At 53.1% G+C, this 13,590-nt stretch carries 14 protein-coding genes and 1 pseudogene; 13 read left to right on the plus strand and 2 right to left on the minus strand.

The window, feature by feature from the left end; genetic code table 11:
- Positions 1 to 136: 136 nt before the first annotated feature.
- From sodA to ACLJTG_RS20275, 3 genes are all read left to right on the plus strand, one after another.
- Complete coding sequence (gene sodA / locus ACLJTG_RS20265; protein ID WP_000122632.1) at positions 137 to 757, plus strand: superoxide dismutase [Mn]; 621 nt, start codon at positions 137 to 139, stop codon at positions 755 to 757.
- 69 nt (positions 758 to 826) lie between these two features.
- Positions 827 to 1,516 (plus strand): 6-hydroxyaminopurine reductase, encoded by a 690-nt coding sequence (gene yiiM / locus ACLJTG_RS20270; protein ID WP_023237331.1) that lies wholly within the window; start codon positions 827 to 829, stop codon positions 1,514 to 1,516.
- 11 nt (positions 1,517 to 1,527) lie between these two features.
- The gene (locus tag ACLJTG_RS20275; protein ID WP_000133441.1) at positions 1,528 to 1,923 is read left to right on the plus strand and encodes a nuclear transport factor 2 family protein; all 396 of its coding nucleotides are present in this window, start codon (positions 1,528 to 1,530) and stop codon (positions 1,921 to 1,923) included.
- Positions 1,924 to 1,973: 50 nt separating this feature from the next.
- On the opposite strand, the gene cpxA is transcribed toward ACLJTG_RS20275, so the two are convergent.
- Both cpxA and cpxR read right to left on the minus strand, forming a co-directional pair.
- Entirely contained in the window at positions 1,974 to 3,347 is a 1,374-nt protein-coding gene (gene cpxA / locus ACLJTG_RS20280; RefSeq protein ID WP_000580402.1) for an envelope stress sensor histidine kinase CpxA, read from the minus strand.
- Positions 3,344 to 4,042: an envelope stress response regulator transcription factor CpxR gene (gene cpxR, locus ACLJTG_RS20285; RefSeq protein WP_001033731.1), complete on the minus strand. Its 699-nt coding sequence runs from the start codon at positions 4,040 to 4,042 to the stop codon at positions 3,344 to 3,346. Before cpxR ends, cpxA begins: the two co-directional genes overlap by 4 nt.
- Before the next feature lie 150 nt (positions 4,043 to 4,192).
- On the opposite strand from cpxR, the gene cpxP reads away from it, so the two are divergent.
- The 10 genes and pseudogenes from cpxP to ACLJTG_RS20335 all read left to right on the plus strand — a co-directional run.
- Positions 4,193 to 4,693: a cell-envelope stress modulator CpxP gene (gene cpxP / locus ACLJTG_RS20290; RefSeq protein WP_001233463.1), complete on the plus strand. Its 501-nt coding sequence runs from the start codon at positions 4,193 to 4,195 to the stop codon at positions 4,691 to 4,693.
- 147 nt (positions 4,694 to 4,840) lie between these two features.
- Positions 4,841 to 5,743 carry a CDF family cation-efflux transporter FieF gene (gene fieF / locus ACLJTG_RS20295; RefSeq protein WP_001077321.1) on the plus strand — a complete coding sequence of 301 codons (903 nt, stop codon included), beginning with the start codon at positions 4,841 to 4,843 and terminating at the stop codon, positions 5,741 to 5,743.
- Positions 5,744 to 5,927: 184 nt separating this feature from the next.
- The gene (gene pfkA, locus ACLJTG_RS20300; protein ID WP_000591793.1) at positions 5,928 to 6,890 is read left to right on the plus strand and encodes a 6-phosphofructokinase; all 963 of its coding nucleotides are present in this window, start codon (positions 5,928 to 5,930) and stop codon (positions 6,888 to 6,890) included.
- 203 nt (positions 6,891 to 7,093) lie between these two features.
- Positions 7,094 to 8,083, plus strand: coding sequence for a sulfate ABC transporter substrate-binding protein (locus tag ACLJTG_RS20305; RefSeq protein ID WP_000758714.1), 990 nt, complete (start codon positions 7,094 to 7,096; stop codon positions 8,081 to 8,083).
- Positions 8,084 to 8,183: 100 nt separating this feature from the next.
- On the plus strand, positions 8,184 to 8,939 hold the full coding sequence (locus ACLJTG_RS20310) for a CDP-diacylglycerol diphosphatase (RefSeq protein ID WP_079951463.1): 756 nt from the start codon (positions 8,184 to 8,186) through the stop codon (positions 8,937 to 8,939).
- A gap of 263 nt (positions 8,940 to 9,202) precedes the next feature.
- Entirely contained in the window at positions 9,203 to 10,537 is a 1,335-nt protein-coding gene (locus ACLJTG_RS20315; protein ID WP_000777316.1) for an MFS transporter, read from the plus strand.
- 10 nt (positions 10,538 to 10,547) lie between these two features.
- On the plus strand, positions 10,548 to 11,507 hold the full coding sequence (locus ACLJTG_RS20320) for an aminoimidazole riboside kinase (RefSeq protein ID WP_000646507.1): 960 nt from the start codon (positions 10,548 to 10,550) through the stop codon (positions 11,505 to 11,507).
- A 9-nt stretch (positions 11,508 to 11,516) separates the two neighbouring features.
- Positions 11,517 to 12,557 (plus strand): ADP-ribosylglycohydrolase family protein, encoded by a 1,041-nt coding sequence (locus tag ACLJTG_RS20325; RefSeq protein ID WP_000557882.1) that lies wholly within the window; start codon positions 11,517 to 11,519, stop codon positions 12,555 to 12,557.
- A gap of 62 nt (positions 12,558 to 12,619) precedes the next feature.
- On the plus strand, positions 12,620 to 13,342 hold the full coding sequence (locus tag ACLJTG_RS20330) for a GntR family transcriptional regulator (RefSeq protein ID WP_079798575.1): 723 nt from the start codon (positions 12,620 to 12,622) through the stop codon (positions 13,340 to 13,342).
- Between the two features lie 97 nt (positions 13,343 to 13,439).
- A pseudogene (locus ACLJTG_RS20335) lies at positions 13,440 to 13,565 on the plus strand (hypothetical protein); the annotation flags it as partial.
- Positions 13,566 to 13,590: the final 25 nt, after the last annotated feature.

Raw genomic sequence — 13,590 nt, forward strand, 5'->3', positions numbered from 1 at the left:
GCGGATGCCGTAACGTTTATAACCCTGGAAAAAGTACGGCATTGATAATCATTTTCAATATCATTTAATTAACTATAATGAACCAACTGCTTACGCGGCGTTAACACTGTGCCGCTCGACAATAATGGAGATGATTATGAGTTATACACTGCCATCCCTGCCGTACGCTTATGATGCACTGGAACCGCACTTCGATAAGCAGACGATGGAGATTCACCACACCAAACACCATCAAACCTATGTCAACAACGCTAACGCGGCGCTGGAAAACCTGCCTGAGTTTGCTGACCTGCCGGTTGAAGAACTGATTACTAAACTGGACCAGGTGCCAGCGGACAAAAAAACCGTGCTGCGTAACAACGCCGGCGGCCACGCTAACCACAGCCTGTTCTGGAAAGGGCTGAAAAAAGGCACCACTCTGCAGGGCGATCTGAAAGCGGCTATCGAGCGTGACTTCGGTTCCGTTGACAACTTCAAAGCTGAATTCGAAAAAGCAGCAGCAACCCGTTTCGGCTCCGGCTGGGCGTGGCTGGTGCTGAAAGGCGACAAACTGGCTGTGGTTTCTACCGCAAACCAGGATTCCCCGCTGATGGGTGAAGCCATTTCCGGCGCTTCCGGCTTCCCGATCCTGGGCCTGGACGTGTGGGAACACGCTTACTACCTGAAATTCCAGAACCGCCGCCCGGACTACATCAAAGAGTTCTGGAACGTGGTGAACTGGGACGAAGCAGCAGCGCGTTTCGCCGCTAAAAAATAATTTGCATTGCACGTCTGTAGAAGCGAGTCTGATGACTCGCTTTTTTTGTATCCGCGTAAGGAGCAGCAGATGCATTATCCGGTTGACGTGTTTATTGGCAAAATTCGTGACTATGACGGCAGCCGCCCGAGCGCTATCGCCAAGGTGCAAATCGACGGCGAACTCATGCTGACCGAGCTGGGTCTGGCAGGCGATCAGCAGGCCGAAAAGAAAATCCACGGCGGCCCCGACCGCGCCCTGTGCCATTACCCCCGTGAACACTATGCTGATTGGATTCGCCAGTTCCCCGAGCAGGCGACGCTGTTTTGCGCCCCGGCGTTTGGCGAGAATCTGTCGACGGACGGAATGACCGAACACAACGTGTTTATTGGCGACATCTACCGCTGGGGCGAGGCGTTGATCCAGGTCACTCAGCCGCGCTCTCCATGCTTTAAACTTAATTTCCACTTTGCCATCAGCGACATGGCCCTCCTTATGCAGAACAGCGGAAAAACCGGCTGGCTGTATCGGGTCATTGCGCCAGGTAAGGTCTCCAGCGATGCGCAGCTGGAACTGGCGTCGCGTCTGAGCGATGTCTCGGTTCATGAAGCGGGTGTTATCGCCTGGTCTATGCCGTTTGATGACGAACAATATCACCGGCTGTTGAGCGCCGCCGGGCTGTCGGCGAGCTGGAGCCGCACCATGCAAAAGCGTCGTTTGAGCGGCAAAATTGAAGATAGCGCCAGACGACTGTGGGGGGATAAAACTCCGCCAAAATGAAAGGAAGGATTATGACTGAAGCTGAAAATGCGGTGGCGATCGTAAAAGAATTTTTGGTGGCCTCGATGATTCCCGATGCTGAACGTGCCGCAACGTATATGCACCCGGAGGTGAAAATTACCTTCACCGGAGGCCGGGCGATGGCGGGCGCGGCAGATATCGCGCAGTTTAACGGCGCTCGCTACAAGTGGGTGAAGAAGGCGCTGGGCGAGTTTGATGCGGTGCAGCATGATGATTACGTTGTGATTTATTCCAACGGTACGTTGTATGGCGAATGGCCCGACGGTCGCCCGTTTGCCGATAACCGCTTTATCGACCGCTTCGAAGTGCGCGATGGCAAAATTACCCGGATGGACGTGTGGAACGACAGCGCCGAGTGGATTCTGGCGCCAGACATTTCCCGGTAAATCTCGACGGCGAGATAAAAAATCGGCCTGCATTCGCAGGCCGATGGTTTTTAGGTTCGCTTGTACAGCGGTAGCCACAGCGTGAGCCGCAACCCGCCGAGCGGGCTATCGTCAGCCTTCACCCAGCCGCGGTGCTGCTGCATGGCGCTTTCGACAATCGCCAGCCCCAGCCCGGTGCCGCCAGACTCGCGGTCGCGCGCCTCATCAGTGCGATAGAACGGACGGAAGATCTGCTCGCGGTCTTCAGGGCTGACGCCCGGCCCGTCGTCATCGACCGTGATCGTAATACCGTCTTTATCCACCGAGAAGCCGACTTCAATCTTCGTATGTGAATAGCGCAGCGCATTACGAACTATATTTTCCAGCGCGCTTTCCAGCGCGTTTGGGTTGCCATAGAGCGGCCACGGCCCCGGCGGATAATTTACCGTTAACGACTTGCCCATCTGTTCGGCTTCAAAGGCGGCGTTATCCAGCACTTCGCCCCATAGCTGATTGGCTTTCATCGTTTCGCTGACCAGCGCATTTTTCTGTTGGTTACGCGACATCACCAGCAGGTCATTGATCATGCTGTCCAGACGCTGCGCTTCGGTTTCAATACGCTCCAGCTCTTTGCTTTCGCCGCCACGACGACGCAGCAGCGCGGTACCCAGTTGCAGGCGCGTAAGGGGCGTTCGCAGCTCATGGGAGATGTCTGACAGCAAACGCTGCTGCGAGGTCATCATCCGTTCCAGCGCCGTCACCATCTGGTTAAAACTGGCGCCAGCGGCGAGGAACTCCTGCGGACCCGCCTCCAGCTCCGGATGCTGACGCAGGTTGCCTTGCGCCACTTCATCAGCCGCGTTTTTCAACTTACGCGCCGGTTTCGCCAGACTCCATGCCAGCCATAGCAAGAGCGGCGAACTGACCAGCATCGTGACAATGAGCAACAGGAGCGGGCGGTCAAACAGCAGATTAATAAAATCGGATTGCGAACTGCTGGCCGGTCGAATCAGGTAAAGCTGGTAATTATCCTCTCCGTCGCGAACGGAGAACGGCCCCACCATCTCTACGCGGCCATATTTTTTCTTCTGCGGATGATCGGCGTTATCCGCCTGACCAATGAAGTTACGAATGATCTGCATTTCGCTACGTTCAGCGCCGATCACGCGTCCTTCAGAGGTCACCAGTAATAACCGCTGTCCAGGCGGCGCCCACTTATCGATTGCGCGGAACAGGCGACGCCACCACATCAGGTCGTTGGGCGGATCGTTCGCAAGTTCAGCTTCTACATGTTGCTCTATCATCAATCCCTGGCGCTGTTCGCTGTCCAGCAGCTCGGTCATCTGGCGTGAATCGAGCTTGGGCAACATCAGTACCAGCATTAGCACCAGCGCCAGCGTCAACCAGAAGATGGCGAAGATGCGCGCGGTTAAACTTCCTATCATGAAGCGGAAACCATCAGATAGCCGCGACCACGCAATGTTTTAAACCACGGGTGACCGTCTTTGCGTTCCGGCAGTTTGCGGCGCAGGTTAGAAATATGCATATCAATGGCGCGATCGAACGGCGTCAGGCGCTTACCCAGCACTTCCTGACTTAAATGTTCACGGGAAACCACCTGGCCGAGGTGTTGCGCCAGCAAATAGAGCAGGGTGAATTCCGTACCGGTCAGCTCCAGCGTTTGGCCATCGAAACTGGCTTCCTGGCGACCCGGATTAAGGCTTAGCGCATCAACTTCCAGCGTCGGCGAGCCGTTGTCGCTGCTCTGCTGCTGTTCGCTCCAGTGGGAACGGCGCAAAATAGCCCTGATGCGCGCTACCAGCTCGCGGTCGTTAAATGGTTTGGGTAAATAGTCGTCCGCGCCCAGCTCAAGGCCGAGAACGCGATCCAGCTCGCTGCCGCGCGCGGTCAGCATAATGACAGGCGTCTGGTGTGTCTGGCGAAGCGCTTTCAACGTATCGATACCGTTTTTCTTCGGCATCATGACGTCAAGCAAAAGTAAATCGATGCTGTCATCCAAAAGCTCAAGCGCCTGCTCGCCGTCATGGGCCACCAGGACATTAAAACCTTCCATTTCGAGGAGCTCTTTTAACAGGGAAGTCAGCTCTCGGTCATCATCAACTAACAGGATTTTATTCATTGTTTACGTACCTCCGAGGCAGAAATTACGTCATCAGGCGTCGCTAATCCATGACTTTACGTTGTTTTACACCCCCTGACGCATGTTTGCAGCCCGAATCGTAAACTGTCTCTCGTTGAATCGCGACAGAAAAGATTTTGGGAGCAAGCGATGCGCAAAGTTACCGCTGCTGTTATGGCCTCAACGCTGGCATTCAGTTTTTTAAGCCACGCAGCTGAAGTTGTTACAAGCGATAACTGGCACCCCGGTGACGGGGCCACGCAGCGTAGCGCGCAAAATCATATGTTTGACGGCATAAGTTTAACCGAACATCAGCGTCAGCAGATGCGAGATCTTATGCAACAGGCAAGGCACGAACAGCCTCCTGTTAATGTTAGCGAAATGGAGACAATGCATCGGCTTGTCACCGCAGAAAAATTTGATGAAAGCGCTGTGCGCGCTCAGGCAGAAAAAATGGCGCAAGAGCAGGTTGCCCGCCAGGTCGAAATGGCCCGCGTGCGTAACCAGATGTATCGCCTGTTAACGCCGGAGCAGCAAGCGGTTTTGAATGAAAAGCATCAGCAACGAATGGAGCAACTGCGCGACGTGGCGCAATGGCAAAAAAGTTCATCGTTGAAATTATTGAGTAGTAGCAACTCACGTTCCCAGTAACAACCCTGTTTTCCTTGCCATAGACACCATCCCTGTCTTCCCCCACATGATGTGGGGGTTTTTTTTATCTCCAGTTTGTCATTCTGTTATTAGCTTACTGTTTTAAACCATCCGTTATACTACCGGCAGAAGATAGCGGGAGTATTTATGAATCAAACCTATGGACGGCTGGTTAGCCGGGCGGCTATCGCGGCAACGGCGATGGCATCAGCGTTACTTTTGATCAAAATTTTTGCGTGGTGGTATACGGGATCGGTGAGTATTCTGGCGGCGTTGGTGGACTCGCTGGTGGATATTGCCGCGTCATTGACGAATTTGTTGGTCGTGCGTTATTCGCTGCAACCCGCAGATGATGAACACACGTTTGGGCACGGTAAAGCGGAGTCGCTGGCGGCGCTGGCGCAAAGTATGTTTATTTCCGGTTCGGCGTTGTTTCTGTTTTTGACCAGTATTCAGAATCTGATTAAGCCGACGCCAATGAACGACCCCGGCGTGGGGATTGGCGTTACCGTCATCGCTCTGATATGCACTATTATACTGGTCACGTTTCAGCGCTGGGTGGTACGCAAGACCCAAAGTCAGGCGGTACGGGCGGATATGCTTCATTATCAGTCTGATGTTATGATGAACGGAGCGATTCTTATCGCGCTGGGGTTATCCTGGTACGGTTGGCATCGTGCGGATGCCCTGTTTGCGTTAGGTATCGGCATCTATATTTTGTATAGCGCGTTACGTATGGGGTATGAGGCGGTGCAGTCATTATTGGATCGCGCGCTGCCCGATGCGGAACGACAGGAAATTATTGATATCGTGACGTCATGGCCGGGAGTCAGCGGCGCGCACGATCTCCGCACGCGGCAGTCAGGGCCGACTCGCTTTATTCAGATTCATTTGGAAATGGAAGATAATCTGCCGCTCGTTCAGGCGCATTTTGTGGCTGACCAGGTAGAGCAGGCGATTTTGCGGCGTTTTCCGGGTTCAGATGTCATTATTCATCAGGATCCCTGTTCAGTCGTCCCCAGGGAAGGCAGGAAGTTCGAGCTTGTATAATTGATTGTTAAAAAGTGAGCCAGGCCAGCATTTTGTGTATAAATTACCGCCATTTGGCCTGACCTGAATCAATTCAGCAGGAAGGGATTGTTATACTATCTGTATATTCGTTGGATCGTTTCGAAGTGCGAAATCGGCTTCCGGCAATAGATTTCATTTTGCATTCCAAAGTTCAGAGGTAGTCATGATTAAGAAAATCGGTGTGTTGACAAGCGGCGGTGATGCGCCGGGCATGAACGCGGCAATCCGCGGTGTTGTGCGCGCAGCGTTGACGGAAGGGCTGGAAGTCATGGGCATTTATGACGGCTATCTGGGCCTGTATGAAGATCGTATGGTTCAGCTTGACCGTTACAGCGTATCTGACATGATCAACCGTGGCGGTACTTTCCTCGGTTCTGCCCGTTTCCCGGAATTCCGTGACGAAAATATTCGCGCTGTCGCGATCGAAAACCTGAAAAAACGCGGTATCGATGCGCTGGTAGTTATTGGCGGCGACGGTTCTTATATGGGTGCAAAACGTCTGACTGAAATGGGCTTCCCGTGCATCGGTCTGCCAGGCACTATCGATAACGACATCAAAGGCACCGACTACACTATCGGCTATTTCACTGCTCTCGGCACTGTAGTGGAAGCGATTGACCGTCTGCGTGACACCTCCTCTTCTCACCAGCGTATCTCTATCGTTGAGGTGATGGGCCGTTATTGCGGCGACCTGACGTTGGCGGCGGCTATTGCTGGCGGCTGTGAGTTTATCGTGGTGCCGGAAGTTGAATTTAATCGCGAAGATCTGGTGGCCGAAATCAAAGCCGGGATCGCGAAAGGGAAAAAACACGCTATCGTCGCTATTACTGAGCATATGTGCGATGTTGACGAACTGGCGCACTTTATTGAAAAAGAAACGGGCCGTGAGACGCGTGCGACGGTGCTCGGCCACATTCAGCGCGGTGGTTCCCCGGTACCTTACGATCGCATTCTGGCTTCCCGTATGGGCGCGTATGCTATTGACCTGCTGCTGGAAGGCCATGGCGGTCGTTGTGTCGGTATCCAGAACGAGCAGCTTGTTCATCATGACATCATCGATGCGATTGAAAACATGAAGCGTCCGTTCAAAAGCGACTGGATGGAGTGCGCGAAAAAACTGTACTGATTGTTTTTGCGCGCCTGATGGCGCTACGCTTATCAGGCCTACAGGTTGCGGAAACGTGTAGGCCGGATTAGGCGCTAGCCGCCATCCGGCAATCCCTCAGATTTATTCCTCGAAGTTATAGCCAATCTTTTTTTATTCTTTAATGTTTGGATCGCTTTCTGGCACGCTTTGCTCATCACAACACAACATAAGCGAGTCGGGCGATGAAAAAGTGGGGCGTGGGATTCACATTATTGCTGGCGTCAACCAGCATTCTGGCAAAGGATATTCAGTTACTTAACGTATCGTACGATCCAACGCGTGAGCTGTACGAGCAGTACAACAAAGCGTTTAGCGCGCACTGGAAGCAGGAAACCGGCGACAACGTCGTGATCCGCCAATCGCACGGCGGTTCGGGTAAACAGGCGACTTCCGTCATTAACGGCATTGAAGCCGATGTCGTGACGCTGGCGCTGGCTTACGATGTGGACGCTATTGCTGAACGTGGTCGTATCGATAAAAACTGGATCAAGCGTCTGCCGGATAACTCAGCACCTTACACTTCAACCATCGTTTTCCTGGTCCGCAAAGGCAATCCAAAACAAATTCATGACTGGAACGATCTGATTAAACCCGGTGTGTCGGTGATTACGCCAAACCCGAAAAGCTCCGGCGGCGCCCGCTGGAACTATCTGGCGGCATGGGGCTACGCCCTGCACCACAACAATAACGATCAGGCCAAAGCGCAGGACTTTGTCAAAGCCCTGTTTAAAAACGTTGAAGTGCTGGACTCTGGCGCGCGCGGCTCAACCAATACTTTCGTTGAACGCGGTATCGGTGATGTGCTGATTGCCTGGGAAAACGAAGCGCTGCTGGCGACGAACGAACTGGGTAAAGATAAATTCGAGATAGTGACCCCGAGTGAATCTATTCTCGCAGAGCCGACCGTTTCCGTGGTGGATAAAGTCGTTGAGAAGAAAGGGACGAATGCGGTGGCGGAAGCGTATCTGAAGTATCTCTACTCGCCGGAAGGGCAGGAGATAGCAGCGAAAAACTTCTACCGTCCGCGCGATGCTGACGTGGCGAAAAAATACGACGATGCGTTTCCGAAGCTGAAGCTGTTCACCATTGACGAGGTGTTTGGCGGCTGGGCGAAGGCGCAAAAAGATCACTTCGCTAATGGCGGTACGTTCGACCAAATCAGCAAACGCTAAACCGTTTATAAACCCGGTAACGTATTATGTTACCGGGTTTTTTCTTTGCCACAATTTTGCGTTACTCTTCCCCGTCTATGGGTCACAGGGAACGCATATCATGAAAAAAACAGGCTACTTTTTACTGGCGGTGATAGTGATTGTCGCCGCGGCGGGCGTCGGTTACTGGAAATTTTCCGGCAACCCTGATGCATTACGGGAAATCGTGCTTGAACAATGCCTGCCCGATCAGTTACAGCATCAAAACCCAGCGCCGTGCGCGGAAGTCAAACCTCGCGCTGGCTATGTCGTCTTTAAAGATCGTCACGGTCCGTTGCAATATTTATTGATGCCCACCTACCGTATCAACGGTACAGAAAGCCCGCTATTGCTGGAATCCGCTACGCCCAACTTTTTCTGGCTGGCCTGGCAGGCTCGCGGCTATATGAGTAAAAAATACGGGCATGATATTCCGGATAGCGCGGTCTCGCTGGCGATTAATTCGCGGCTTGGTCGTTCACAGGACCATTTGCATATCCATATTTCTTGCATCCGTCCTGACGTTCGGGAACAACTGGATAACGATCTCACGCGCATCAGCACTCGCTGGCTTCCGCTGCCGGGTGGCCTGATGGGGCATGAATACCTGGCGCGCCGGGTAACCGAGAGCGAACTGGCGCAGCGTAGTCCGTTTATGATGCTGGCGGAAGAGGTGCCGGAAGCGCGCGATCATATGGGACGCTATGCGCTGGCGGTGGTACGCCAAAGCGACGACTCTTTTGTCCTGCTGGCGACCGAGCGTAACCTGCTGACGCTTAATCGCGCATCGGCGGAAGAGATTCAGGACCATAGTTGCGCCATTTTGTCTTCCCGCTGATTTTCGTTACACCCCCCTGCTCATTATCTTATTGATTCTTATCCCGGTTTAAAACTGGGGTAAGATCGTGTCTATAAAAATATGTGAAACCGATCAAAAGATATAAAGGTATACCTTTATATCTTTTGGTGGTTAGTTACACTCTCTTCATAGCCTCCATAGATTGTCTGGTGGATGGCTTATATAAAAACGTTTTTATTTCATGTAGTGACATCATTAATTGTTCACCAGATTTGCGCTGTTAAGCGTAAAGGAATATCAACATGAAACTTTCTATCGTGGAAAAAATCGGCTTCGGCGCGGGAGATATGGCGATAAACGTTGTGATTATCGCCATGCAGCTGCTCCTCGCCTATTTCTATACCGATATCTACGGCCTGAGCGCCGCTGATGTTGGCGTACTGTTTGTGGTTGTGCGGATGATTGATGCCATTATCGATCCGGCCATGGGGGTTCTGACCGATAAACTGAATACGCGCTGGGGGCGTTACCGCCCGTGGCTGCTGTGGTTTGCCATTCCTTTTGGTTTCGCCGTGTATTTGATGTTTATTACGCCTGATATGGCTTATATGGCCAAGCTGGCGTGGGCCTATGGCACCTATATTCTTATGACCCTGGTCTATACCGCGATCACCATTCCCTATATTTCGATGATTGGCGTGATTACCAGCGACCCCGTCGAACGGTTAAGCGCCAACGGTTATCGCTTTGTGATGACCAAGATTGCCGCTTTTCTGGTGACTATCGTCGTACCGATGCTTGCCGTCTGGCTGGGGCAGGGCAACAAGGCGCTGGGTTACCAGTTTTCGATGGGGCTGATGGGGGCGATGGGCGCCTTGCTGTTTATCTTCTGTTTTCTTACCACGCGTGAACGCAGCGAGCCGGAAATTACGTCGTTATCGGTGGGGAAACAGTTTAAATATCTGTTACGCAACGATCAGTGGATTATTCTCGGCGTTGTTATTCTGCTGCTGATGTGCGGTTATGTTATTCGCGGTTCCGTTGCCGCTTATTACGCCAAGTATTATCTGAACGGCGGAGATAGTCTGATTTCACCCTTCCTGACTACCGGCGTCGTTGCCTCTATTTTAGCGATGATCGCTACCACCTGGATAACCAAGTTCTGGGACAAAATTAAGATGTTCCGCTACACCCAGATTATTACCTTTATCCTGAGCGCGCTGATGTATTTCTCCGTCGGGCGTGAAAATCTTATCCTGGCGTTTGCGTTCTATTTTCTTATTAATTTCTTCTGCGATATGCAAATGCCGGTGTTCTGGTCCTCTATCGCCGAAGCGGTGGATTATGGAGAGAAGAAAACCGGTCTGCGCGTTTCCGGGTTGGCGTTTGGCGGCATCCTCTTCTTCCAGAAGTTTGGGATGGGGATCGCGGGCGGGATACTCGGATTCCTGCTGAGCCACTTTGGCTATCAAGCCGATGTTGAACAGACCGCACGTTCGCTCACCGGTATTGCGCTGATGATGACGCTTATTCCGGCACTGTTCCATCTTGCGGTTGGGCTGCTTATGAAAAAGTATCTGATTAATAACGAATATTATCGTGATATTCAGCTTGCCCTGGCGCAGAAGCAGGCATAAGGAGGCGCAAATGAAGGCCATGAATAAGGTTTGGGTTATCGGCGATGCCTCCGTTGATCTGGTGCCGGAAAAACAGAACAGCTATCTGAAATGCCCCGGCGGAGCGTCGGCGAACGTGGGGGTATGTGTTGCCAGGCTGGGCGGGGAGTGCGGTTTTATCGGTTGTCTTGGTGATGATGACGCCGGCCGTTTTCTGCGCCAGGTTTTTCAGGATAACGGCGTGGATGTCACGTTTCTACGCATGGATCCGGCCCTGACCAGCGCGGTGCTGATCGTCAACCTGACGGCTGATGGGGAGCGTAGTTTTACCTATCTGGTGCATCCTGGTGCCGATACCTACGTCTCGCCGCAGGACCTGCCGCCGTTCAGGCAGCACGAATGGTTTTACTTCAGCTCAATTGGCCTCACCGACAGGCCCGCTCGCGAAGCGTGCCTTGAGGGAGCGAGAAGAATGCGTGAAGCGGGTGGTTACGTACTGTTTGACGTCAATCTGCGCAGCAAAATGTGGGGGAATACTGATGAAATCCCTGAACTGATCGCCCGGTCCGCCGCACTGGCTTCTATCTGCAAAGTCTCGGCAGATGAGCTGTGCCAGCTCAGTGGGGCCAGTCACTGGCAGGATGCGCGTTATTACCTGCGCGATCTAGGCTGTGACACCACGATCATTTCGCTGGGGGCCGATGGCGCGCTGTTGATTACCGCCGAGGGGGAGTTCCATTTTCCCGCACCACGCGTCGATGTCGTCGATACCACCGGGGCAGGCGATGCTTTTGTCGGCGGCCTGCTGTTCACCCTTTCCCGCGCAAATTGCTGGGATCATGCCCTGCTGGCGGAAGCCATCAGCAATGCCAATGCCTGCGGCGCTATGGCGGTGACGGCAAAAGGCGCAATGACCGCTCTGCCGTTTCCTGACCAACTCAACACTTTTCTTTCCAGCCATTCGCTGGCACAAGCCATGACCGTGAAATAAGGAGTCATCATGCACGTTGATCAAAACAAAATACTGGGATGCCTGGTGGGCGCCGCCGCCGCGGACGCGATGGGAGCCGCGACGGAAGTACGCACCCAGCAGCAAATAAAAGACTATTTTGGCGGCTGGGTGACGACCTTTCAAAAACCGCCAGCGGACACGTTTGGCCGCTGCAACGAAGCGGGGATGTGCACGGATGATTTTATTCAGGCGAAGTACATCATGGATGCGCTGCTGCGCCATCAACGCCAGGTCAGCGACGAGGCGATGCGCGAGGCTTTCCAGCAGTGGCTGGATTACCCGTACTACGCCAACTTTACCGGCCCGACGACGCGTGCGGCAATGAAGGCAATATTCAATGATAACCGCGCCTCTTTACAGGGTGAGCTGGAAGGTGAAAAACAGTCGGTACAGATTATTAATAAGGGTAACGCGGAGGCAACGAACGGCGCCGCCATGAAGATTTGGCCAGCGGCGGTGCTGCATCCGGGTGATATTGACGCGGCGATTGACTGCGCACTGCAGATTTGCCGTTTTACGCATAATAACGTGCTGGCGATGTCCGGCGCAGCGGCGATGGCGGCGGCAACCAGCGAGGCGTTAAGAGCGCAGACCAACGCAGACAGCATTATTGCCGCCGGTATTTACGGTGCGCAAAGGGGCTATCTGCTGGCGCAGGAGCAAGGGGCGATGATGGTGGCCGGGCCTTCCGTTGCCCGACGCATTGAGCTGGCCGTAGATATCGGTAAACGTCATCGCCATTGGGAAACGGCGGTGGTGGAACTTGCTGATATTATTGGCTCCGGGCTGCACGTGAGTGAAGCGGTGCCGGCGGCCTTTGGCCTGTTCGCGTGTTGTCCGAATTCTGCCGTAGATGCTATTATCTCCGGCGTTAATATCGGCAATGATACTGATACTGTCGCCACCATGGTCGGGGCGATTTCCGGCGCATTCCATGGCGTGGAGGCTTTTCCCGCCGATTATTTAACGACTTTGGATCGTATGAATCATTTCGATTTGGCAGAACTGGCCAGGCAAATCGCAGGGTAGCGAATTCACCCTGCCGGGGACGGTAAAACGTCCCCTGCTGGCGAAGACGTGAGGTGCGCAGCTTGCAGGTTGATAAAACGAGCTTTACTCCGCTTTATAAGCAACTATTTTTTATCATCTGTCAGCAGATCCAGAACGGGTCTTTGCCTTTAGGCAGCCAGCTGCCGACGCAAAAAGAGATTGCCAGAGCCTACAACGTCTCGCTGATTGTGGTTAAACAGGCATGGAGCGAATTAATCAATGCGGGTATTATTTCCTCCCAGCGCGGGAGTGGTTCGGTGGTGTGCTCGGTACCGGAAGGCGTGAGCTACGGGCACACGTTTCGCGGTATTACCCGCGATCTCCAGGACGCCAGCGTGGCGATTGAGAACCGTATTCTGGAAATCGCGCCGCGCCGCGCGCGCGACGCTCAGGCAGACGGCTTGAGCCTGCCCGCACAGCATCAGTATCTCTATATTTCGCGTATTCGTTGCCTGAATAACCGTCCGTTTAACCATGAAAAGATCTATCTCGATCTTAGCTTCTTTCCCGATCTGCAACTTACACCGCAGGCGCTGGAGCATACGTCGCTTTATTCGTTATTAAACGTCACAAGCGACTCGGCGATAGAAAAAGTTGAGGCGATTTTACCTTCCGCTGACCTGTGCGAAAAATTGCAAATCGCCGCCAATAAACCGCTGTTATCCGTCGCCAGACAGACGTTTCAGGCCGGGAAGGACAGCCCTTTTGAGTATTGCCGCTATTACGTGCTGTCTGAATACTTTGGTGAAATTCATTATCACTGATCTGTCCGCTTAATCTTGCGATAACCCCACTATATCTGGCGTTTACCTGCCTGACTGTCCGTCGTATTCTTGCTGAAAAAATCGTCAGGAGACAGGTATGTCGCTTTGGTTGCCCCATCCTCTGTTCCTCCCTTCCATCATGGTTGGCATTACTATCCTTCTGTGGGCGACTTCGCTACTGCCGGAGTTTATGACCGCACTGCTATTTTTTGCTGCTGTGGTGGCGATGGGACCAGGGAAAGTTCCTG

Source organism: Salmonella sp. SAL00672 (assembly GCF_046552175.1).
GTDB classification, from domain to species: Bacteria; Pseudomonadota; Gammaproteobacteria; order Enterobacterales; family Enterobacteriaceae; genus Salmonella; species Salmonella enterica.

Bases quoted from the DNA above. Each gene is read 5' to 3' on its own strand.
- pfkA (WP_000591793.1), top strand. From the start codon at position 5,928: ATGATTAAGAAAATCGGTGTGTTGACAAGCGGCGGTGATGCGCCGGGC.
- cpxR (WP_001033731.1), bottom strand. From the start codon at position 4,042: ATGAATAAAATCCTGTTAGTTGATGATGACCGAGAGCTGACTTCCCTG.
- ACLJTG_RS20325 (WP_000557882.1), top strand. From the start codon at position 11,517: ATGCACGTTGATCAAAACAAAATACTGGGATGCCTGGTGGGCGCCGCC.
- ACLJTG_RS20310 (WP_079951463.1), top strand. From the start codon at position 8,184: ATGAAAAAAACAGGCTACTTTTTACTGGCGGTGATAGTGATTGTCGCC.
- cpxA (WP_000580402.1), bottom strand. From the start codon at position 3,347: ATGATAGGAAGTTTAACCGCGCGCATCTTCGCCATCTTCTGGTTGACG.
- yiiM (WP_023237331.1), top strand. From the start codon at position 827: ATGCATTATCCGGTTGACGTGTTTATTGGCAAAATTCGTGACTATGAC.
- ACLJTG_RS20320 (WP_000646507.1), top strand. From the start codon at position 10,548: ATGAAGGCCATGAATAAGGTTTGGGTTATCGGCGATGCCTCCGTTGAT.
- sodA (WP_000122632.1), top strand. From the start codon at position 137: ATGAGTTATACACTGCCATCCCTGCCGTACGCTTATGATGCACTGGAA.
- ACLJTG_RS20315 (WP_000777316.1), top strand. From the start codon at position 9,203: ATGAAACTTTCTATCGTGGAAAAAATCGGCTTCGGCGCGGGAGATATG.
- ACLJTG_RS20305 (WP_000758714.1), top strand. From the start codon at position 7,094: ATGAAAAAGTGGGGCGTGGGATTCACATTATTGCTGGCGTCAACCAGC.
- fieF (WP_001077321.1), top strand. From the start codon at position 4,841: ATGAATCAAACCTATGGACGGCTGGTTAGCCGGGCGGCTATCGCGGCA.
- cpxP (WP_001233463.1), top strand. From the start codon at position 4,193: ATGCGCAAAGTTACCGCTGCTGTTATGGCCTCAACGCTGGCATTCAGT.
- ACLJTG_RS20275 (WP_000133441.1), top strand. From the start codon at position 1,528: ATGACTGAAGCTGAAAATGCGGTGGCGATCGTAAAAGAATTTTTGGTG.